Source organism: Nocardia sp. NPDC050413 (assembly GCF_040655475.1).
Taxonomy (GTDB): Bacteria; Actinomycetota; Actinomycetes; order Mycobacteriales; family Mycobacteriaceae; genus Nocardia; species Nocardia coubleae.
This window is the reverse complement of sequence record NZ_JBFAJZ010000002.1, coordinates 336226-357610: the sequence shown is the minus strand read 5'-3', so window position 1 is coordinate 357610 and position 21385 is coordinate 336226. Positions and strand designations below refer to the sequence as shown.

General features: G+C 69.2%; 21 protein-coding genes. 2 read left to right on the top strand and 19 right to left on the bottom strand.

What is annotated here, in order from left to right:
* Positions 1–91: 91 nt before the first annotated feature.
* Together pdxT and AB0I19_RS07665 are read right to left on the bottom strand one after the other, a co-directional pair.
* Complete coding sequence (pdxT, locus tag AB0I19_RS07670; protein ID WP_357145832.1) at positions 92–703, bottom strand: pyridoxal 5'-phosphate synthase glutaminase subunit PdxT; 612 nt, start codon at positions 701–703, stop codon at positions 92–94.
* A gap of 38 nt (positions 704–741) precedes the next feature.
* Positions 742–1563, bottom strand: a complete 822-nt coding sequence (locus AB0I19_RS07665) for an acyl-CoA thioesterase II (RefSeq protein ID WP_357145829.1) — start codon at positions 1561–1563, stop codon at positions 742–744.
* 80 nt (positions 1564–1643) lie between these two features.
* Here AB0I19_RS07665 and AB0I19_RS07660 point away from each other — a divergent pair, with 80 nt between their 5' ends.
* On the top strand, positions 1644–2255 hold the full coding sequence (locus AB0I19_RS07660; protein WP_357145826.1) for a hypothetical protein: 612 nt from the start codon (positions 1644–1646) through the stop codon (positions 2253–2255).
* A 51-nt stretch (positions 2256–2306) separates the two neighbouring features.
* Here AB0I19_RS07660 and AB0I19_RS07655 read toward each other — a convergent pair whose 3' ends face one another.
* The 14 genes from AB0I19_RS07655 to AB0I19_RS07590 all read right to left on the bottom strand — a co-directional run bounded on the left by AB0I19_RS07655 (position 2307) and on the right by AB0I19_RS07590 (position 16217).
* Entirely contained in the window at positions 2307–2807 is a 501-nt protein-coding gene (locus AB0I19_RS07655) for a hypothetical protein (protein ID WP_357145825.1), read from the bottom strand.
* A 162-nt stretch (positions 2808–2969) separates the two neighbouring features.
* Positions 2970–3746 (bottom strand): inositol monophosphatase family protein, encoded by a 777-nt coding sequence (locus AB0I19_RS07650; RefSeq protein WP_357145823.1) that lies wholly within the window; start codon positions 3744–3746, stop codon positions 2970–2972.
* 40 nt (positions 3747–3786) lie between these two features.
* Positions 3787–4521, bottom strand: a complete 735-nt coding sequence (locus tag AB0I19_RS07645; RefSeq protein WP_067492931.1) for a sulfite exporter TauE/SafE family protein — start codon at positions 4519–4521, stop codon at positions 3787–3789.
* A 50-nt stretch (positions 4522–4571) separates the two neighbouring features.
* On the bottom strand, positions 4572–4985 hold the full coding sequence (locus AB0I19_RS07640; protein WP_357145820.1) for a DUF5360 family protein: 414 nt from the start codon (positions 4983–4985) through the stop codon (positions 4572–4574).
* A gap of 201 nt (positions 4986–5186) precedes the next feature.
* The gene (gene pdxS / locus AB0I19_RS07635; RefSeq protein WP_357145818.1) at positions 5187–6107 is read right to left on the bottom strand and encodes a pyridoxal 5'-phosphate synthase lyase subunit PdxS; all 921 of its coding nucleotides are present in this window, start codon (positions 6105–6107) and stop codon (positions 5187–5189) included.
* 173 nt (positions 6108–6280) lie between these two features.
* Entirely contained in the window at positions 6281–7327 is a 1047-nt protein-coding gene (locus AB0I19_RS07630; protein ID WP_357146690.1) for an NUDIX domain-containing protein, read from the bottom strand.
* Complete coding sequence (locus AB0I19_RS07625; protein ID WP_067492925.1) at positions 7327–8451, bottom strand: glycosyltransferase family 4 protein; 1125 nt, start codon at positions 8449–8451, stop codon at positions 7327–7329. The genes AB0I19_RS07630 and AB0I19_RS07625 overlap by 1 nt, the downstream gene beginning before the upstream one ends.
* Positions 8448–9371, bottom strand: a complete 924-nt coding sequence (locus AB0I19_RS07620; RefSeq protein ID WP_357145814.1) for a phosphatidylinositol mannoside acyltransferase — start codon at positions 9369–9371, stop codon at positions 8448–8450. The genes AB0I19_RS07625 and AB0I19_RS07620 overlap by 4 nt, the downstream gene beginning before the upstream one ends.
* Positions 9368–10042, bottom strand: a complete 675-nt coding sequence (gene pgsA / locus AB0I19_RS07615) for a phosphatidylinositol phosphate synthase (protein ID WP_357145811.1) — start codon at positions 10040–10042, stop codon at positions 9368–9370. Before pgsA ends, AB0I19_RS07620 begins: the two co-directional genes overlap by 4 nt.
* Before the next feature lie 81 nt (positions 10043–10123).
* Positions 10124–10678: an HIT domain-containing protein gene (locus AB0I19_RS07610; protein ID WP_357145808.1), complete on the bottom strand. Its 555-nt coding sequence runs from the start codon at positions 10676–10678 to the stop codon at positions 10124–10126.
* Positions 10675–12732 carry a threonine--tRNA ligase gene (thrS, locus tag AB0I19_RS07605; protein ID WP_357145805.1) on the bottom strand — a complete coding sequence of 686 codons (2058 nt, stop codon included), beginning with the start codon at positions 12730–12732 and terminating at the stop codon, positions 10675–10677. Before thrS ends, AB0I19_RS07610 begins: the two co-directional genes overlap by 4 nt.
* A gap of 106 nt (positions 12733–12838) precedes the next feature.
* Complete coding sequence (locus AB0I19_RS07600) at positions 12839–13486, bottom strand: (2Fe-2S)-binding protein (RefSeq protein ID WP_357145803.1); 648 nt, start codon at positions 13484–13486, stop codon at positions 12839–12841.
* Complete coding sequence (locus tag AB0I19_RS07595) at positions 13483–13962, bottom strand: TIGR02611 family protein (RefSeq protein WP_357145802.1); 480 nt, start codon at positions 13960–13962, stop codon at positions 13483–13485. Before AB0I19_RS07595 ends, AB0I19_RS07600 begins: the two co-directional genes overlap by 4 nt.
* Positions 13963–13994: 32 nt before the next feature.
* Complete coding sequence (locus AB0I19_RS07590) at positions 13995–16217, bottom strand: SulP family inorganic anion transporter (RefSeq protein WP_357145799.1); 2223 nt, start codon at positions 16215–16217, stop codon at positions 13995–13997.
* A gap of 517 nt (positions 16218–16734) precedes the next feature.
* Here AB0I19_RS07590 and AB0I19_RS07585 point away from each other — a divergent pair.
* Entirely contained in the window at positions 16735–17121 is a 387-nt protein-coding gene (locus tag AB0I19_RS07585) for a hypothetical protein (RefSeq protein WP_357145796.1), read from the top strand.
* A gap of 47 nt (positions 17122–17168) precedes the next feature.
* On the opposite strand, the gene AB0I19_RS07580 is transcribed toward AB0I19_RS07585, so the two are convergent.
* From AB0I19_RS07580 to AB0I19_RS07570, 3 genes are all read right to left on the bottom strand, one after another.
* On the bottom strand, positions 17169–18377 hold the full coding sequence (locus tag AB0I19_RS07580; RefSeq protein ID WP_357145794.1) for a VWA-like domain-containing protein: 1209 nt from the start codon (positions 18375–18377) through the stop codon (positions 17169–17171).
* On the bottom strand, positions 18374–19633 hold the full coding sequence (locus AB0I19_RS07575) for an AAA family ATPase (RefSeq protein ID WP_357146687.1): 1260 nt from the start codon (positions 19631–19633) through the stop codon (positions 18374–18376). Before AB0I19_RS07575 ends, AB0I19_RS07580 begins: the two co-directional genes overlap by 4 nt.
* Before the next feature lie 129 nt (positions 19634–19762).
* A complete protein-coding gene (locus AB0I19_RS07570) occupies positions 19763–21253 on the bottom strand; it encodes a hypothetical protein (protein ID WP_357145791.1) in 1491 nt (496 codons plus the stop codon).
* Between the last annotated feature and the right edge of the window lie 132 nt (positions 21254–21385).

The window sequence follows — 21385 nt, the reverse complement described above, 5'->3', positions numbered from 1 at the left end:
CCCTACTTCCTTCAGGTCGGTTGCGCGTCTGCCCGGGCGGACAAGCTCGAACCAGCCTACTCGTGCCCGCCACGCCGGTGGACGCGGAGGTTCACCCTGCCTTGCGCACGAGGTCGACGAACAGCTCGTGCACCCGAAGATCACCCGTGACCTCGGGATGGAACGAGGTCGCCACGACATTGCCCTGCCTGGCGGCCACGATCCGGCCCTGCGCCGGGCCGTGCGGCACCCGCGCCAGCACCTCGACGCCGTCACCGACCCGTTCCACCCACGGCGCGCGGATGAACACCGCGCGCACGGGCGTGTCGAGGCCGCTGAAGTCGAGGTCGGTCTCGAACGAGTCGACCTGGCGACCGAAAGCGTTGCGGCGCACCGTCATATCGATGCCGGACAGGTGCTGGGCGTCGGGGCGGGTGTCGAGCACCTCGGAGGCGAGCAGGATCATGCCCGCGCACGAACCGAACGCGGGCAACCCCTCGCGCAGCCGCGCACGCAACGGTTCGAGCAGGTCGAAGGCCTGCAGCAGCTTGGAGATGGCGGTCGACTCACCACCGGGCAGCACCAGCCCGTCGACGGCGGCCAGCTCGGACTCGCGGCGCACCAGCACCGGTGCGGCGCCGCAGTGGCGCAGCGCGGCAACGTGTTCGCGCACGTCGCCCTGGAGTGCGAGGACACCGATCGTCGGCGTGGATGTTGCGTTCACAGCCGCTGAGCTTACGAGCCCGGCCGGTGTGGGCGCGCTCACGCCTCACGCGGCGTGCGGATGAGGCCTTCCTGCACGACGGCGGCGACCAGGTTGCCCTCGCGATCCCAGATCCGGCCGCCGGTGAGGGCGCGGCCGAAGCCCGCCGAGGGCGAGGACTGGTCGTAGAGCAGCCATTCGTCGGCGCGGAACGGGCGCAGGAACCACATGGCGTGGTCGAGGGACGCGTCCTGGGTCGGCACGCCGGGGTGGGTCACCTTCGACGAGCCGAGCAGCGTCATATCGCTCATGTAGGCGAGGGTGCAGACGTGGAACATCGGGTCGTCGGGCAACGGGTGCCGGTAGCGGAACCACACCTGTTGCGGGGAGACGGTGCCTTCCCGGCGGGCGACCTGATCCTGCGGGACCGTGCGGATGTCCCAGTGCTCCCATTCGCGCATGGCCCACAACCGTTCCGGGCTCAGCGTGGTCTTGGCGTCGGGCAGGTTCTCCGGGCCCTCGATGACCGGCATCACGTCCTGGTGCTCCGGGCCGACGTCGCCGCGGTGGAAGGAGGCGGCCATGGTGAAGATCGCCTCGCCGTCCTGCACACCGGTGACTCGGCGGGTGCAGAACGAGCGCCCGTCGCGGATGCGTTCCACCTGGTAGATGGTGGGAGCTTCCGGGTTGCCCGGGCGCAGGAAATAGCCGTGTAGCGAATGCACCTGGTAGGCGGGGTCGACCGTGCGCACCGCCGAGACCAGCGCGCGGCCCGCGACCTGACCGCCGAAGGTCCGCGTCAGCTGGGATTCCGTGGCCGCCCCACGGAAGATGTCGCGTTCCAGCCGCTCGACCTCGAGCGCCTCTTCGATTGTCGCCATGCGGACGAGATTATCGCTAGGCGGACCGCGCGGTTTGTCCGGCTCGGCGGCGCGAAGCGGGAATTTGCTGAAATGGGGTGGTGCCGTCGTTCACCCCCGTCTCCCCCACCACCCTGGCCCGCCTGGTCGCCGAGCGGGTCTCCGAGCTGCCCGGTCGCCGGGTGGTTGCGGTCGACGCGGCCGATGCCGCCGAACCGGTCGCCTTCGCCCAGTTGGTCGCCGACACCCTGAACGGGCGGGGCCGGTCTGCCGAGGTGGTGTCACTGCACGCCTTCGTCCGGCCCGCATCGCTGCGGATGGAGTACGGCCGAACCGACGAATGGTCTTATCGCACAGCCTGGTTCGACTACGACGCGCTACGCCGGGAGATTCTGGTTCCGCTGCGGACCGCAGGGCGCTGGCTGCCCGCGCTCTGGGACGAGGCAGGCGACCGGTCGGCGCGGGCGGGCATCCGGGCAGCTCCGGCCGATCTCGTGCTGTTCGTGGCCGGGCCGATGCTGCTCGGTCGCGGACTCGACGTCGACCTGTCCGTACGGCTCGAGCTCAGCGCGCAGGCGGCACTGCGCCGCACCCCACCCGAGCACCAGTGGACCCTGCCCGCGCAGCGCGACCACGACGCCGAACATCCCGAGACCGCTACCTGGACGGTGCGCTGGGATCATCCGGATCGCGCGGCCCTGCGCACCGACTGAAACACGCGAAAGCCCCGGCCGCAAACGCGACCGGGGCTTCACGTGGCGCTATCAGGCGCAGGCGACCGACTGCTGGCCCAGGTTTGTGAGCATGGTGCAGGCCCACGACTTCTGGACCTTCCACTTGCCGTCCTCGGCGACGAACGGCACGTCGACCACATTGGTCTGGCCGTTGACGGTGAAGTTCGCCTTGGCGTTCACGCTGTCACCGAAGGAGGTCACCTCGGTGACCTGCACCTGCGCACCGGCGTCGCGGGCGGCGACGGCCAGGCGGTTCGGCAGCTCGGGATCGGCCTCGCCGCCCTGCACGAAGTCCAGCTTCTGCTCGTTGGGCACCTCGGGGTCCAGCGCGGTGTTGAGCTGGGCGTTGAGCTCCTCCACCGTCGGCACGGGGGGCAGGTCCGCGGCAGCGGCCGTGGTCGTGGCCGGAGCACTGGTCGTGGACTTGGCGGCGGGCTTGTCGCCCTTGTCGTCACTGCACGCACTCATTCCCAGTGCGGCGACCACGGCCAGGCCTGCGATCGCCACACGTCCGGTCCTACGAAGCTTCATCCACTCGTCCTTTGCGTCGGGTCAACGGTTTTCGCCCTGTGGGCGCCAACGGCACGGTACCGGCGCCACACGACGCAGGCCACGGTGCCTCGGCCAGGACGCTACCCAGCGTTTTTGAGGAAAGTCTGAGACGTGCCGGTACCGCGCCTGTGAAGGCCCCTTTCAGCGTAGGGCGAGCATCGCGTCGACGAGGCGGGAGTGGGTGTCGGCATCGGCGGCGGCGATGAGCCCGTGCGGGGCGGAATATAGTGGTTGACCTGCGATTCCAGTGACGACGCAGCCCGCCGCGCGGCAGATTTCCACCGCGCTGGTGAAGTGGACATTGTCGCGGAGGTCGCCGCCGGTGACATAGGCGGCGCGCCTGCCCGCGGCGACCCAGACCAGGGCGAGCGAGGTGGACAGCACGCGCGGGTGGAAGTCGGCGGCGACGCTGTCGAGCAGACGGGTGGGCCTGGACCAGGGCAGCGGGTTGTCGAGGTCGATGTCGATCAGGCGGCTGCCCGCGTCGGGGATCAGGACGGTGTCGTGGCCGTCGTGGCGGCGGTACGCGTTCTCGCACGAGGTCCAGAACACCTCACCGGTGAACGGGGCGCCGACTGCGGCGGCGCGGACGGTGTCCCTGATGCGCAAGGCGACGTTCACCGCGACGAGCTGTGTGCCGACCGCGAAGTTCCTTGTGCCGCAGAGCGGGTCGACGAACCAGGTGCGGTCGCCGCCCGGCGACCCCGTGGTGCCGGACTCCTCGGCGACGAACCGGTCGTGCGGACGGGCTGCGGTGAGGACCTCGAGGATCGCGCGTTCGGCGGCCAGGTCGGTCTGGGTGGCGAAGTCGTCGCCCTCTTTGGCGTAGCGGGTGACGGGTGCGTGGAACGACGACCGGATCACCTGTGACGCGAGTTCTATTGCGTGAATTGCGATTTCGACATCGGAGTGGTGCACCGTTCTCAGGCTACGGAGTCCGGTGTCGCCCGGAGCGGGTTCAGCGCGCCAGGTACACCGCGAGCCCGAGTCCGAGTACGCCGACGGTCACCCGCAGCAGGTTCGGCGGGATCACCTTCACCACCGGCGGCCCGCACCACCCACCGACGAGCGCCCCCATCGCCAGCCCGAGCGCCGCGAACCAGTGCACCGGCCCGAACATCGCGAAGCCGAGAGCCGCGACCAGATTGGCGATGCCGAGCAGGAAGCTCTTGAGAACCGATGCGCTCCATACGGATTCGGAGGTGCACAGCAGCATCATCGACAGATAGATCACACCCGCACCGGCCCCGAAGTACCCGCCGTACACCGAGATCAGCAGGATCCCCAACGGCACGATCCACGGCGCGCTGAGCTCCCCCACATGCTTGCGAACCACCGGCTGCACCAGCAACGCGATCGACGCCGCCGCCACCAGGAACGGCACCACCACCTCGAAGGTCCCCTCGGGCGCCACCAGCAACGCCAGCGCACCGAGCAACCCACCCAGCGCCGACAACCCCGCCCACCACACGAGCGTGCGCCCCCGCCCCGTGAGTTCGCGCCCCGAATTGGCGGTGGCCCCCACCCCGACGGCCACCATCGCCACGGTATTGGTCACATTCGCCGTCACCGGCGGCAACCCCACAGCCAGCAACGCCGGATAAGAAACGATCGACGCCATCCCGGTGACGAACCCGATCAACCCGGTGAAGAATCCCGCGACGACCAGCAAGAAGAAGTCGAGCACGGTCACAGACCGACTGTACGGTACGCCCATTCGGCAGTGCCTCAGGGGCAGCGGGGTCAGGCGCCCGTTCCCTCACCAGCGGGGCGATCCAGGACGAGTGCCACGAAGACGATCACGGGCACGACCATCAACACAGCGTTGGAAATCCACCACCCTGGGTTGAAATCTCCGTAGAACGCCCAGAACGAGAGCGCCATGAAGCCGGCACAGAATGTGAGCGTCAGCCCGATCGTGAGCACCAGCGAGCCGTGGCGATGGCCGACCCGCATCAGATACACACCCGCGAACCCGAACAGCACGGCGGCGAGGTCGAGAGGAAGGAAGGACCAGTTCCAGGCCTGCATCATCGGCTCGGAGTAGTCGCGGAATGCCGACTCCTCGGGGATCGCCTCCACGGCGACGGCAACCCAATAGAGCAGCAACAGCGTATCGGTGATCAGCAACAGCGACTTGCCGGCCTTCAGGCTCACGAAGGTCCCCTCCCGACCGAATTCATCAGAGCCAGAATCTCTTACGCCCGACCCACGTCGATCCTAACTGTCGTTACAGCCGGCGACTTCGGGCGCTCAGCCCCGATTGGACGGTCGACGCTCACGCGGTGTCATGACTACAGGACGGCGGGCGTCGCGTGATGCGACGCCCGCCGTGGCAATCTGCGAGTCCCGAAGGGATTACCAGCCGCGCTCGGCGAGGCGGTGGGGCTGGGGGATTTCTTCGACGTTGATGCCGACCATGGCTTCGCCGAGGCCGCGGGAGACCTTGGCCAGGACGTCGGGGTCGTCGTAGAAGGTGGTGGCCTTGACGATGGCGGCGGCGCGCTGTTCGGGGTTGCCGGACTTGAAGATGCCGGAGCCGACGAAGACGCCCTCGGCGCCGAGCTGCATCATCATGGCGGCGTCGGCGGGGGTGGCGATGCCGCCCGCGGTGAACATGACGACGGGCAGCTTGCCGGTCTTGGCGACCTCGCGGACCAGCTCGTAGGGGGCCTGGAGTTCCTTGGCCGCGACGAAGAGCTCGTCTTCGGACAGGGAGGTCAGGCGGCGGATCTCGGCGCGGATGGTGCGCATGTGGGTGGTGGCGTTGGAGACGTCACCGGTGCCCGCCTCGCCCTTGGAGCGGATCATGGCCGCGCCCTCGGTGATGCGGCGCAGGGCCTCACCGAGGTTGGTGGCGCCACAGACGAAGGGGACGGTGAAGTTCCACTTGTCGATGTGGTTGGCGTAGTCGGCGGGGGTGAGGACCTCGGACTCGTCGATGTAGTCCACGCCCAGGCTCTGCAGGATCTGCGCCTCGACGAAGTGGCCGATGCGGGCCTTGGCCATCACGGGGATGGAGACCGCGGAGATGATGCCGTCGATCATGTCCGGGTCGCTCATCCGCGACACGCCACCCTGGGCGCGGATGTCGGCGGGCACCCGCTCGAGCGCCATGACCGCGACGGCGCCCGCGTCCTCGGCGATCTTGGCCTGCTCCGGGGTGACCACGTCCATGATCACACCGCCCTTGAGCATCTCGGCCATGCCGCGCTTCACGCGGGCGGTGCCGACGGTTGATGTGGTCTCGGGCGTAGTCACGGCATTCTCCTGGGTCATGTGCACCTAACGGGCAGACTGTGTGGTCTCCTGCGATTCTAGGTGGCCGCCGAATCAGGGTTCATAGCCAGTCGGAGCCCACTGGACTGGTCGCGACCTGGGCCGATGCCGTCGACCGCCGCATCTGGACCGGCTGCGGACCGCGCGGCGTGAGGCGACACACACGGTCCGGATCAGCGAATGGACCGGACCACCGGTTCGGTGTCGTCGGCGGCGGCGCCGATCGCCTCGGCGAGCAACTCGTCGAGGTGGTACGGGTACACCGCCTCGCCGGTGGCGTCGAGGGCGCGGATGTCGGCGGGCGTGCACCAGCGGTGGTCGGTGATGGTGCGCCGTTCCAGCGCGGTGAGGTCGGCGGGCCGCCAGGCGAAACTGGGGGCGCGCAGGACGAAGAACAGTTCTTCGGAGCGGATGAGTTCACCGTTGAACGGGAACACCGCGACCCGCCGCCACAGCGGACCACGCAACGCGGCCGGGTCGATCCGCTGCCCGGTCTCCTCGTACACCTCGCGCACCGCCGTTTCGCGCAGGGTCTCCCCCGGCTCTACGCCGCCGCCGACGGTGAACCAGAACGCCACCTCGGGAACCATCGGGTCGTGCCCGCGCAGCAGCAGCACCCGGTCCTGTTCGTCGAGCAGCACCACGCGCGCCGAGGTGCGGGTGGTGTGCACCTCGAGCCCGGTGGACGCGGCCGGTGTCGCGCGTTCGGTGATCTCGAAATAGGTCGGCAGCGGCGCGGTACCGCCGAGGTGCAGCCAGCGCACGGGCCGACGGGTGCGCAGGGCGAGGGTGTCGCGTACGGCGTCGTTGTGGAATCGGCGCGCGATGAGCACCCGCGCCTCGGCGTCGGCGAGTTCGGCGACGAGCTGGGGTCGTAGCTGACCGATGTCGATCGTCGACAGCGCGGCCGAGAGCTGGTTCTCGATGGTCTCGCGATCGCCCCGATCGGCGCGTTCGGCCCAGTCGGCCAGGGCGGCGAGCTGTCCGGCCCGCTCGGATCGCAGCGGGTCGGTACTCGCCGGGCCCGCGATGGCCATGGCGACCGCGCGCGCGACCACCGCGCGCCGGGCAAGTGCCGCGTCGAGGGCCTGCCAGGACCGGTCCGAGCGCACGTGCAGCCGGTCGAGCCGGTTGGCGGTGGACGCCGCCCACACACCGAGCGCGAGCACGAACAGGGCGACCAGGCCGAGAACGAGAATCGCGGTCGCTGAGAAGGTGATCATCCGGCGGCCCGCACCCCGTTGTCGCCGACGGTGACGGTCTCGTACACGCGCAGGATCTGTTCGGCGACCACCGGCCAGTCGTAGGCGGCGACCACCTGGGTGGCGGTGCGCACCAACCGGTCGCGGGTGTCGTCGTCGGTGAGCAGGGTGTCGATGGCCTCGGCCAGCGCCACCGCGTCACCCACGGGGGTGAGCAGACCGGCGCTGCCGTCGCGCAGTACACGGCGGAAGGCGTCGAGTTCGCTGGCCACGACCGGCGTGCCCGCCGCCATGGCCTCGATGAGGATGATGCCGAAGCTCTCCCCGCCCAGGTTCGGCGCCACGTACACGTCGGCGCTGCGCAGCGCGGCGGCCTTCTCCGCGTCGGAGACCTGGCCGAGGAAGCGCAGGTGCCCGGCGTGGGGGCCCGCCTCGCGGCGCAGCCTGTCCTCGTCGCCGCGCCCGACGATCAGGATCTCCACGTCGGGATGTCGTTCGACGAGCGCGGGCAGGGCGGCGAGCAGCACGTCCATGCCCTTGCGCGGTTCGTCGTAGCGGCCGAGGAACAGCACCGTCTTGCCCGCGCGCGGGTAGCCGTCGAGCAGTGGGCCGCGCGCGAACGCCGACACATCGACCCCGTTGGGGATCTCCACCGCATCCGACCCGAGCGCCTCCACCTGCCAGCGCCTGGCCAGCTCCGACACGGCGATCCGCCCGCTGATCTTCTCGTGGTACGGGCGGAGCACACCCTGAAAAGTGCTGAGCACCAACGACTTCGTGGTCGAGGTGTGGAAGGTCGCCACGATGGGGCCCTCGGCGATCTTGAGCGCGAGCATCGACAGGCTCGGCGCGTTGGGTTCGTGGATGTGCAGCACGTCGAAGTCGTTGCTGTCGATCCAGCGGCGGATGCGCGTGTAGGCCATCGGCCCGAACGACAGTCGCGCCACCGACCCGTTGTAGGGAATGGCGACGGCACGACCGGCCGAGACGACGAAGTCGGGCAACGGCGTGTCGTCGGATGCGGGCGCGAGCACGCTCACCCGGTGCCCACGCTCGATGAACACCCGTGCCAGCTCGACCACGTGCGCCTGCACGCCGCCTGGCACGTCGAAGGAGTACGGGCAGACCATGCCGATCTTCACAGCACGTCACCTGCCTTGGCCGCGGCGATCCGGGCCAGTCGTTCCGGCGACAGATCGGCTTCCCACAGGGGCTGGAGCATGTGCCAGTCGGCCGGGTGGCGGGCGATGTTCGCCGCGAATTCGTCGGCGAGCAGCTGGGTCGTCGCGGCCACACCACCCGAGACATCCAGCGGCGCACCGGCTTTCAAGCCCCAACCCTCGGTGCCGTCGGCCTCGGTGGTGAACCAGGCGTGCACCGGCATCAGCGCGGCGCCGGTCTCGATGGCGAGTTTGGCCGCACCCGCGGGCATCCAGGTGCGTTCGCCGAAGAAGTTCACCGGCACACCGCGGCCGGTGAGGTCACGTTCCCCCATCAGGCACACGATCCGGTTCTGCCGCAACCGTTCGGTCAGCGGCACGAAGGGTGGCTGTTCTCCGCCGGTCAGCGGGAACACCTCGAAGCCGAGGCTCTCGCGGTAGGCCACGAACCGTTCGAACAGCGATTCGGGCTTCAGCCGTTCGGCGACGGTGGTGAAGGTGTCGTAGTGCTGGACCAGCCATACCCCGGCCATGTCCCAGTTGCCGGAATGCGGCAGGACGAAGATGACGCCGCGCCCGGCTTCGAGGCCGGCGTCGACGTTTTCCAGGCCGTGGACGTAGTAGTCGATGGTGCTGTGGTCCATGCTCGGCAGCCGGAACGCCTCACGCCAGTACCGGGCGTAGGAACGCATGCTCGCCCGCATCAGGTCGTCGGGAACCTCGGCCGGTGCTACGCCGAGCACGCGGGCCAGGTTGCGGCGCAGCTGCCGCGGTCCGCCGTCCTTGGTCGCCCGGTCGGCACCGAAGTCGAAAGCCTTGCGCACCAAGGGTTCCGGCGCCGAACGGACCAGCCGCCACCCCGCCGCGTAGCCCCAGTCGCTGAGCCGTTCGCTGATGGTCACGACGCCGTCTCCCCTGCCTGTTGTCGCGGCGCGGGCGGGATCACCGTGCGCGCGCCCGGCGAGTTGCGCACCGCGAGCACCCGCTGGAACACGGTGACGGTGCTGAGCACCGCCAGCACCCACATGGCCACATACACCGCCCAGGTGAGCCAGCCGATGCCCCAGTGCCCGCCGATTCCGGTGAGCCCGGCGCCGACGAGCACGATCACCAGCCGGTCGGGCCGTTCGATGATCCCGCCGTCGGCCGACAGACCACTGGCCTCGGCCCGCGCCTTGGCGTACGAGATCACCTGCGAGGTGACCAGCACGATCAGCGTGGCGACGAACAGCTGCTTGCTGTGCTCGTGGTAGACCGCCCACCATGCCAGACCGGCGAAGATCGCGCCGTCGGCCAGCCGATCACAGGTGGCGTCGAGGACCGCGCCGTACTTCGTGCCGCCGCCGCGGGCGCGCGCCATCGCACCGTCGAGCATGTCGAACATGACGAACAACCAGATGACCATCGTTCCCCAGAAGAGGTGACCGCTGGGAAACAGCGTCACCGCCGCGACGATTGTCGCGGCGGTGCCGATGAGGGTCATCGTGTCGGGGGTGAGCCCGGTCTTGACGAGCGCTTTGCCCAGCGGCGCAGTCGCTTTGGCAAACGTCTGCCGCCCGAAGAAGCTGAGCACGGTGTCCTATTCCTCCTGTGCCATGCGGGGCACCCGCACCCGATCGGCTGCGATGTGCGCGGCTCCGCGATGATCACACATCTACGCCTCCCATGCCTCCGCCAGCAATTGCCGCGTCTCACGCAACAACTGAGGCATCACCTTCACCCCGCCGACCACGGTGATGAAGTTCGCATCCCCGCCCCAGCGCGGAACGATGTGCTGGTGCAAGTGGTCGGCGAGCGAACCACCGGCCACTCCGCCCAGGTTGAGGCCCACGTTGAATCCGGCGGGCCGGGAGACCCGTTTCATCACGCGGATGGCCTGCTGGGTGAACGACATCAGTTCCGCGCTCTCGGCGGATGTGAGGTCCTCCAGGTCGGCTACCCGGCGGTACGGCACCACCATCATGTGCCCTGGGTTGTACGGGTACAAGTTGAGCACGGCGTACACCTGCTCGCCGCGGGCGATGATGAGCCCGTCCTCGTCCGACATCTTGGGGATGTCGGTGAACGGGTGCCCGGTGGCGTCCTTGGGCTTCACCTCGCCGGTGATGTAGGACATCCGATACGGCGTCCAGATCCGCTGCAACCGGTCGGGCCTGCCCGCCCCGGCGTCGACGATGGAGCCCGCCGACGCCTCGGCCTGCTCGCTCATGAGCTCGCCTCGACGATCTCGAAGCCCTCCGCGGTCGGCGAGGCGTTCTCCCGGTTGCCGACCCAGGCCACGATGGTGGCCACCGCATCGTCGACAGGCACGCCGTTGACCTGGGTGCCGTCGCGGAACCGGAAGCTCACCGCGCCGGACTCCACGTCGCGGGCGCCGGCCAGCAGCATGAACGGCACCTTCTGTGCGGTCTGGTTGAAGATCTTCTTCTGCATGCGGTCGTCGCTGCGGTCGACCTGCGCACGCACACCGGCGTCGGCCAGCCGCTCGATCACCGAATCCAGGTGGGGCACAAAGTTTTCCGCCACGGGAATGCCGACCACCTGCACGGGCGACAGCCACGCGGGGAACGCACCGGCGTAGTGCTCGGTGAGCACACCGAAGAACCGCTCGATGGAACCGAAGAGGGCACGGTGGATCATCACCGGACGCTGCTTGGTGCCGTCGGAGGCGGTGTATTCGAGGTTGAACCGTTCGGGCAGGTTGAAGTCGAGCTGGATGGTCGACATCTGCCAGGTACGGCCCAGCGCGTCCTTGGCCTGCACGGAGATCTTCGGGCCGTAGAACGCGGCGCCGCCCGGGTCGGGGATCAGCTCGAGACCCGAGGCCGACGCCACCTTCGACAGGGTTTCGGTGGCCTCTTCCCACAGCTCGTCGGAGCCGACGAACTTCTTCGGGTCCTTGGTCGACAGCTCCAGGTAGAAGTCGTCGAGGCCGTAGTCCTTGAGCAGCGACAGCACGAAGTTCAAGGTGGTGGTGAGCTCGCCGTGCATCTGCTCTTTGGTGCAGTAGATGTGGGCGTCGTCCTGGGTCATGCCGCGCACGCGGGTCAGGCCGTGGATCACGCCGGACTTCTCGTAGCGGTACACCGACCCGAACTCGAACATCCGCAACGGCAGTTCACGGTAGGAACGGCCACGCGCGCGGAAGATCAGGTTGTGCATCGGGCAGTTCATCGGCTTGACGTAGTAGTCCTGGCCGGGCTTGCGCACGGTGCCGTCGTCGTTGAGTTCGGCGTCCAGGTGCATGGCCGGGAACATGCCGTCGCGGTACCAGTCCAGGTGGCCGGAGGTCTCGAACAGCGCGCCCTTGGTGATGTGCGGGGTGTTGACGAACTCGTAGCCCGCGTCGATGTGGCGCTGCCGCGAGTACTCCTCCATCTCCTTGCGGATGATGCCGCCCTTGGGGTGGAACACCGGCAGGCCCGAGCCGAGCTCGTCGGGGAAGGAGAACAGGTCGAGTTCCAGGCCCAGCTTGCGGTGGTCGCGGCGCTCGGCCTCGGCCAGCAGGTGCAGGTACTCGTCCATCGCCTCGGTCGATTCCCAGGCGGTGCCGTAGATGCGCTGCAGGTCCTCTCGGTCCTGGTCGCCGCGCCAGTACGCGGCCGAGGAGCGGGTGAGCTTGAAGGCGGGGATGAACTTGGTGGTGGGGATGTGCGGGCCGCGGCACAGGTCGCCCCACAGCTTCTCGCCGGTGCGCGGGTCGAGGTTGTCGTAGATGGTCAGCTCGTTGCCGCCGACCTCCATGATCTCCGGGTCGTCGATGCCGGACTTGTCGCTGATGAGTTCGAGCTTGAACGGCTCACCGGCCAGCTCGACGCGGGCCTCGTCGACCTCGACCACCCGGCGCGAAAACCGTTGCGCGCCTTTGATGATCTTCTTCATCCGGGATTCCAGCTTGGCCAGATCCTCGGGGGTGAACGGCCGCTCGACGCGGAAGTCGTAGTAGAAGCCGTCCTTGATCGGCGGGCCGATGCCCAGCTTGGCCTCGGGGAACTCCTGCTGCACCGCCTGGGCGAGCACATGCGCGGCCGAGTGCCGGATCACGCTGCGCCCGTCCTCGGTGTTCGCGGCGACGGGCTCGACCTCGGCGTCTTCCTCGGGAACCCAGGACAGGTCCTTGAGGGCGCCCTCGGCGTCGCGCACGACGACGACGGTGTCGGGGCCCTTGGTCGGCAGACCCGCTTCCCGCACCGCCGCGCCCGCGGTAGTCCCGGCCGGCACGGTGACGAGCGCGACTGGGCTGATCGGTGCAGAGGTGGTCACGGGAATGCTCTCCTTGACGTCGCGTTCTGTGGGGCGGACCCCACAGCGGTGCGGGCCATCCCCGCACCGCGCCCAACTCTACTGGGGGTGGGATGGATCCCGGGGATCAGGCTTGCGACAGCAAGGCCGTGCGCTCGGCGGGTGGGCGTTTGGGGCAACTGGTGCACATGGTGCAGGTGGGGACCTCGTAGACCAGGCAGCACGAGATCCGCTTGACGAAAGTGCGGTCGGCGAGGGTGACGAAGCGTGGGGCGGGTAGCCGGGAACCGATCTCGGCCGCGAGCTGTTCGCCCGCGGCCCGGGCGCCCGCGTCGAGGGCCCGGTTGCCGATGGCGTCGGTGACGATCGCCCACAGGGCAGGCACCGCCGCCCCGGAAACCGCCGCTACCTGCGGGATCACGACTGTCAGCGTCTCGCGCAAGGCGGCACCGACAACAGCGTCGCCAGAGGATGTAGGTTGCACGGCCTCGCAGGCCACGCCCGACGCGGCGGGAGCGAAGGCGCGGAACCGCACTCGCTCCACTCCCCCGTCCGGGCGGATCTCGCACTCGAATTCGTCGAGGGCGGCCAGCGGGGCGGGATAGCCCTTCGCGTAGGCGGAGGTGATGGGCGCGACCAGCGCCGAGGCGACCATGCACCACCACAGGGTGCCGCCGACGCGCCGGGTCTCGGTGCCCCACGAGCGGCTCATCTCGGTGATCCTGGCCGATAGCCAGGCGGGGTCGGTGAGCGCCCGGCCGGGGGCCGTGCTCACGACATCAGGGGACTGCGCAACCATGGCCAATCGACTCCGATCCACCCGCCGACCATCGAGTATGTGCCGAGCAGCCACAACGTCACGACGACGAGGGCGAAGGTGGCGACCGCGCCGAGTGTCTTGATCACCCAGCCGCGTGAGGTGTACCAGTCCATGACGATCCGGTACTTGCCACGCACCCAGGTGAGGGTGTGGTGCGCCCACATGAACTCGGTGGCCAGGATGCCGAAGCCCGCGAACACGAGCGCCCAGCCAGGTCCCGGGTACGGGATCGTGATGATCCCGACGATCAGCACCAACCCACCGATCACGCCGACGGCGACGCGGTAGCCGGCGTTCAGGATAGGGCGGGCGGCAATGCCTTCCCGGAAGGCGCGCCCGCGATCCTTGATCGCGTCCCATCGTCCGGGCGAGCCGGAGGCGGTGGCCACGGTGTCGGGTTCGGCGCGGTCGGCGGTCGGCTCGCTGGTCATTGTCTCAGCCTAACGAGCCGACCGCCGGCCGGTCACAGTCCGACGCCGAGGTCACCGTCGATGGTTCGGACGCCGTCGGCGGTCACCTCGAGCACCCGGGCACCGGCGATGTCGAAGAACAGCCCCGACACGACCAGCCCACGCTCCTCGACGGCACGCCGCACCGCGGGATGTCGACCCAGCGTTTCGACCTGTACGGCCACGTTCACCATGCTGAGCTGGTCGATCTCGTCGAAGCCCGCCGCCCTGGCCGCCCGGACCACCGGGTGACCGGCACGGAACCGCTCCAGGCTGGCCTCGGCGTGCGCGAGCCAGGAACTGAGCCCACCCTCGGCGTCGGCGCCGGTGTAGACCGCCTTCATCGCCCCGCAGGCGGAGTGCCCGCACACCACCACCGAGCGCACCGCGAGTTCGTCCAGCGCGAACGCCAGTGCCGCCTCGACGGAGTGATCGCCGGTGATCGGCACCAGATTGCCCACATTGCGCACGGTGAACAGGTCACCGGGACCGCTCGAGGTGATCACGTTGGGCACGATCCGTGAATCGGCGCAGGTGAGGAAGAACGAGTCGGGGTCCTGCCGGTCGCGCAGCCCGTCCAGGTGCGGCCGCACCACGTGGGCGTGGCTGCGATGGAAGGCCGACACACCGGCCCGCAGCGCGTCGCCGCCGGAGGCGCGGTGGCGCCACGGTCCGAGGAACTCGTCCCACACCTGCCGCCCGAAGCCGCGGGCGGGCGGCGCCGCGTCGGCACCGGCCATCCGCGCACTGCCGATCTCCACGAAATCGACACGGCCGCCGGAACTTTCCAGCTGACGCTGCCAGTCCTCGATGGCCTCGAAGGCGGCGTGGTCGAGGAAGTCGACGGTCATCTCCACCGTCACCTCGGCACCGGCGGGCACCTTGGCCAGTTCGGAGGACAGCTTGGGCAGCGCGAGGAAGGTGCACGATCCGTCGATGCGGACCAGCCAGCGCGCCCCCACCGGCACCGCGCTCACCTGCACACGCACCACCCGCCACAGCAGCAGTGCGAAGGCGAGCCCGAGCCCGAGCAGCACGCCCTCCAGCAGGTTCAGGAATACGACGCCGAGCACCGTGACGAGGTAGATCAGCAGGTCGCCGGTACGTTTGGCGGACCGGATGTGAGCGATCTTCACCAGCTGGATGCCGATGACGATGAGCAGACCGGCCAGCGCGGCCATCGGGATCTGCTCGACCAGCCCGACCAGCGCCACGGAGAACACCAGCACCCAGACACCGTGCATGATCGCCGAGGCACGCGAGCGCGCGCCCGCGGCCACATTGGCCGAACTGCGCACGATCACACCGGTGATCGGCAGGCCGCCGACCAGGCCCGAGAGCACGTTCGCCGAACCCTGGCCGACGAGTTCACGGTCGAAATCGGTGCGCGGACCGGTGTGCATCTTGTCGACGGCGACCGCCGAGAGCAGGCTCTCCACGCTGGCGATGAGCGCGATGGTGAGCACCATCATGGCCACGGCAGCCCAGTTACCCGAGGGCAGCTGCGGCAGTTGCAGGGCGTCGAAGATCGAGCCGTCGAGGACGATGCGGTCGATGTCGGTGAACAGGAACGAGATCAGTGTGCCGACGACCACCGCGACGAGCGGGCCGGGCACCGCGCGCAAGGCCGGTGGGACGTACTTCCAGCCGAGCATCACCGCGATCACCACGGCGCCGACGAGGGCGCCGCCGCCGTGCACGGACAGCAGCTGACCGGGCAGTTCGACGAGATTGCGCCATGCGCTGCTGTGCGAGGAACCGCCGAGCAGCACGTGGATCTGCTGTAGCGCGATGGTGATTCCGATGCCCGCGAGCATCGCGTGTACCACGACGGGCGCCACGGCGAGGGCGGCGCGCGCGATCCGGCTCAGCCCGAACAGGATCTGCAGCACACCGGCGGCGGCGACGATGAAACAGGTTGTCCGCCAGCCGAACTGGGTAATAGATTCGGCAACGACGACGGTGAGTCCGGCGGCGGGACCACTGACCTGCAGGACCGAACCGCCGAGCGAACCGGCGACGATACCGCCGATCACGGCGGCAACGAGTCCGGCGGCGACCGGCGCGCCGGAGGCGACCGCGATGCCGAGCGACAACGGCAATGCGACCAGGAAGACGACAATGGAGGCGGGCAGATCGTGACGCACTATGTTCTGCAACCGCGGTGGGCGGGACGGGTTTTCGGGTAGCGGCGCGACCTCGGGCTCGGGCGGAGCGAGATCTTGATCTACGGACATGTCTCTCCTTCGCGCAGGGAACCCCGGTGCGACGGCGAACCGGGAAGGAATGGCATAGGTGATCAATCTATTGGTAAAGATTTGGCAAAACCAGTGTGCCGCAACAACAGTGGGAGTGGCCATAATCTTGCCGCCATCGTGTTGTGGCCCACAGCAATTCGCTATCGGTGAGCCGGGACACACCGCCCCGCCGCCGTGACGCGCCGAATGGCCGTAACAGTGTGCGGCAGCGCAGAATTCACAACATCCGAACCATTGACGGTAGCCATCATTCTCCTTCGCCGGAGCGGTGAGGCGTCCGGTTCATCGGTCGAACATGCACTGGCAACAGACACTGAGCTGCGAGAAGAGCCCTCGGAAACGGGCCGGGATCAATAGTAAAGACTTACCCAAGCTCGCGAAAAGGTTCTGACCCGAATTGCTACGCAACTGTGATGTGCGCCACAGCTGACACTGGGTGTCGAAGCGATCAGGAATCGAGAAGCTCAGGTGATCCAGGCGTGGAAATGTCGTCCCCATGAACACAACCGCCAGGGTTCGCCGGGCGCACCGGCTGATCGCCGTCACTTTTCTCGCCACGCTGGTCGTCACCGTGCTTGTGCTTGCCTTGCGCGGTCCGCAGTGGGTGTCCTACCTGCCGCTGGTCCCGCTCGCCGGGCTCTTCGTTTCCGGTGCGTGGATGTACGTGCGCGGGCGGCGACGCCCGGTCATCGGGCGGGCGCGGCAGGTGCATCGCTGGTCGGGGGTGGTGTTCACGCTCGCCGTGGTCGCCACGATCGTGGCGCTGTCACTGCCCGATCCGATCGTGTGGGTCTCCTACCTCCCGCTGATACCGCTCGCGACCCTGTTGTTCACCGGGCTGTTCATGCTGGTCTCGCCGATCCGGGCTCGCCGCACCGCCTGATCGAGGACTCGTCATGGACGGGCGGGCGGCGATACCGAGCGATGACCTCAGCCGATCTGGACCACTCTGGCCCAAGCGGGCGGGCGGTCGGGCACGTAATACGGATCGTTCTCCGACACAGCGCGTTCCCGGCGGAACAGGCCGACGACGGTTCGGCAGGACGGGCGCGCCGACGGCCACGGTGTCTGGCCGTCGGTCAGTGCGACGAGGACGTCCGGTCGGGTGCGCAGGGCGCGGGTGAATCCGGTCCGCAGGTCGGTGCCGCCGCCTCCGATCAGGGTGATTCCCTCGGCGCGGCACACCGGGTCGGCGATGCGGGCGGCCGCGTCGCACGACCACACGGTGAGCAGGTCGTGGCGGCCGCCGAGGGTGCGGGTGATCGCGGCGACTTCCAGTAGGGCACTGCCCAATTCGTCGTCACTGACCGACCCCGACGTATCGATGATCACCCCCACCCGTGGTGGTGTCCGGCGCAGACTCGGCAGTACCACTCCGGGCAGGCTCGCCGCGCGCCTGGCTGGTCGCCCGTACCGGTAGTCGGCACCCGCGCCCGCCGCGGTCGCCGCCGAGCGCAGGGCCGCGCCGAGCAGATCACGCCACGGCTGCGGTGGGTGCAGCGCGTCCTTCGCCCAGCGCCGCCAGCCCGCGGGTGCGTCGCCTGGTCGGCCGATGATGGCCTGGGCGACGCGGAAGCGCACCGCGTCGCGTTCCTGGGTGTCGAGCCCGTCGGCGCCGTCGGGGCCGAGATCCCAGGGGCGGTCCGCTCCGTCGGCACCGCTGCCGCAGTCGAGCCAGGCCATGTCCTCGGTAAGGCGACCGAGGCGGAACTGCCGCAGATATTCCTCCATCAGTTCGCCCTGCGCCAACCCCAACCGTGCGGGCGTGACCGCGCCCTCGGGCACGACGAGGCCGTCACCGAAGGCGTCGTCGTTGATCTCGACGTCGGCGGCGATATTGCGGCGCAGTTGCTCGGCCGGTCCGTCCAGATTGTGTGCTCGGGCGAAGCGCTCGCCGCGCTCGTGGTGTTCGCGCAACAGGTGCGAGACCTCGTGAACCAGCACCGAGGCCAGTTCCTCGACCGGTGTGCGGTCGACGAAACCCGGTGCGACATAACACCGCCAGTACCGGTCGACGCCCATCGTCGGCACCTGCCGCGATTCGACGAGGTGCAGGGCGAACAGCGCGGTCGCCAGGTAGGGCCGTGCCCGGACCGCGTGCAGGCGGGCGGCGTAGAGCTTGTCGATGTCGAAGCTCATCGGCTCACCTTCGCCGCGACGCGGGCAGCCGCCCGGTCCGCGCGTTGCGAGATCGACACCACACCCGCGAGTTCCTCGATCGCGGCGGGCACCACCCAGTCGTCGCGACGCAGGGTGGCCAAGGTGGTGGCGGGCACGACAACCAGGTCCGGGGCGCCCGTCCGGACGGCCCGCACCAGCAGTGCCCAGGCCGCGTCCCATCGCGCCCGGTTCGGGTGGTTGCGGACGGCGGCGACGACGCCGTCCAGGACTACCTGGCGCAGATCGCCTCGCTCGGGCAGGTCGGCGGCCGCCGGGTCGGCGAGCAGGGTTTCCGGGTCGGGCAGGTCCATCCGGTCCATGCTGGTGAGCAGCTCGAATCCGGGTCCGTCACCGACGGTGCCGCGGATCAGCTGTGCGAGGACCTCGCGGTCGGCGCCCGATGCGGTGGCGAAGGCTATGAGCCGCATCGTCATCTCCCAGCTGCGCGGTGAGGCCCACGCCCCGCCCCGCCGCGTTTCGGTCGTCGGCAGCTGATGTGTGAGCGCGGGGCGTGCGGTGAGGAGCGAACACACCGATCGGCGCGCGAAAGCGACTGCCTCCGGCAGCTTTTCGGAGTCCAGTCGCGGCAGCGTCGCCTTCGGCCAGGTGCCGCCGAGACCGCGTACGACCACCTCCGGGTCGTGGGTCCAGTGCAGATGTACGAAACGGTTGGCCAGTGGCGGGCTGAGTTCCCAGCCGTCGGCGGCGGACGACCGGGGGTTCGCCGCCGCGACGATGCGCACTCCCGGAGGCAGCCGCAACGCACCGACCCGCCGTTCGAGCACCAGCCGCAGCAGCGCCGCTTGCACGGCCGGTGGGGCGGTGGACAATTCGTCCAGGAACAGCAGCCCGCGACCGGCCTGGGCCAGCTGCACCGCCCAGTCCGGCGGTGCCATGGGGACACCGTCGACGGCCGGGTCGGCGCCGGGGATCGGCAGACCCGAGAAGTCCGAAGGCTCGTGCACACTCGCGATGACGGTGGTGAGTGGCAGGTCGAGGGATTCGGCGAGCTGGGTGAGCGCGGCGGTCTTACCGATCCCGGGTTCACCCCACAGCAGCACCGGCAGATCGGCGGCGACGGCCAGGGTGAGCGCCTCGAGTTGCGGATTGCGGCGTGGTTCGATGGTGGTGCGGCCGAGCAGGTTCAGGAGTTCGTCGGCGACATCGAGTTGGGCGGTGTGCGGTCGGGGTGCGGTCGATTCACCTCGGCGGTCGGGTGATGCCGGAGCAGGCATCGGGGCCGGGAAGGTGGCGGCGTACTGCGTGGGCAGATCGGAAAAGTGCACAGTCATGAATCACCTTGGGGGTCTGAGAGTTCGGGTGCCTGATGGGTTCACCGCGCGGCGGTGAGACCGGCGGCACGGTCAGGAAAGGACGTGGCGGTTGTCGTGGCGGGCCAGGCGCTGGAGGAGCTTGCGGTCACGTCCGTGGCGCAGCCCTGCTCGCTGCAGGCGGTCGGCGAGGGTGCGCGGGGCGTCCTTGCCGAGACCCGCAAAGACCTCGGATCGATACAGGCCGTAGGTGATCCGGCGGCGTGCCGCCCGGTCGAGGGCGTCGCGCAACGGTCCGTCCCGCAGCACGGCACCCGCGCCGAGCAGGTCTTCGACGACGGTCAGGGCTCCGGCGGTGTCACCGTGGTCGAGACGTTCACGGACACCGTCGATCCAGTCGGGTCGGCGATGCGCCGCATCGATCACGCGCAGGCACGGCAGGGCGACACCGGTCAAAGCCACCAGGAGTTCCTCCCGCTCGACCTCGGCCGGGTCGTGGTCGAGCGCGCTGAGCGCCCCGTTCACCAAGCCGATCCGATGCGTCTCACCTCGGCATTCGACGAGGTGTGTTCGTGGTGGCGAGGTCCTCGTTCGGGTAGGGGATCTATCCGCCATCGGGACGAGCGCCTCGGCGACCAGCGGGTGGAGCCGGTCGGCTGTGATGGCGCCGGCGCGCAGGAGGTCCAGGTCGGGAAGTGTCCAGGTGGCGGCATCGGGCAGGATCGGCAAGGCAGTCAGGCGGCCGCGCGGGTGGTCCGTCACGATTCGCACGACCGGACCCCACCCCGGCGCCGGTTCTCCCGATGCTGCCGGTGCGGGTTCCACCTCCAGCACCACATGCCGTCGAGCACCGAATCGGACCAGTACCCGCTGGGACGACGCTCGTGCCGCGCCCGCGGAAACCGGCTGCGCCGAAGCCTTCTCGGTGTGCGATGCCATCGGCGACTGCTCGGCGCGAAGCAGCCGGACTGCCTCGGCGGCCCACTGCTCGACCGCGCAATTCGTCGGCACGGTTTCGATCAGCCCTCGATCGGCGGGCGAGGTCGCGCCGGCGACGAATCTCGCCGCGAAACCCGGATCACCCGGTGATGCCCCGCACCGCATCGCCAGTTCCCCGGCTCGGCGGGCGTCCCAGAGGTGGCGGTGCAGGTCGAGTCGGTAGCGCCGGTTCGGTCGCGGGTGCGGGTGCAGGCTCGGCGCGGTGTCCGAGCCGTCCCACACGGCCAGGCTGATGCGCTGTCCGGCATCGGCCCACGCCGGTGCCGTCCGCACCACCAGGTGCACGAATCCGTCTCGGCCACTGGATGTTTCGATCGCGTATCGAGCCAATGTCAGCGTCAGGCCCGGCCGGAGCAATCCGTCGGGTGCGACTCTCGGCAGGTGCCAGCGCAGCAGATCCGGGGCAAGATACCGCAGGTCGGTACGCACCCGTGCGGCGAGTTCGCGGCCGTGTTTCCGGGCCAGCGCACGCAGATCGATATCGGCGTCGACGTGCGCCGCGGCGCAGGCACCCACCCAATCACCGACACCGCGCCGAGCGGTGGCCGCATCGATCATCGTCGGTGGGACGGCGAACTCGCGCACACGTGACCAGAGGGCGAGGCGGGAATCGAGCGAACAGGAAGCCGGTTGCAGGACCGGCGAGGGGCTCAACGGCCCGGGCGGAGGACGCCCTTTCCACTTGTCGTCATCAGCCGAGTATGCACAATCGGCCGC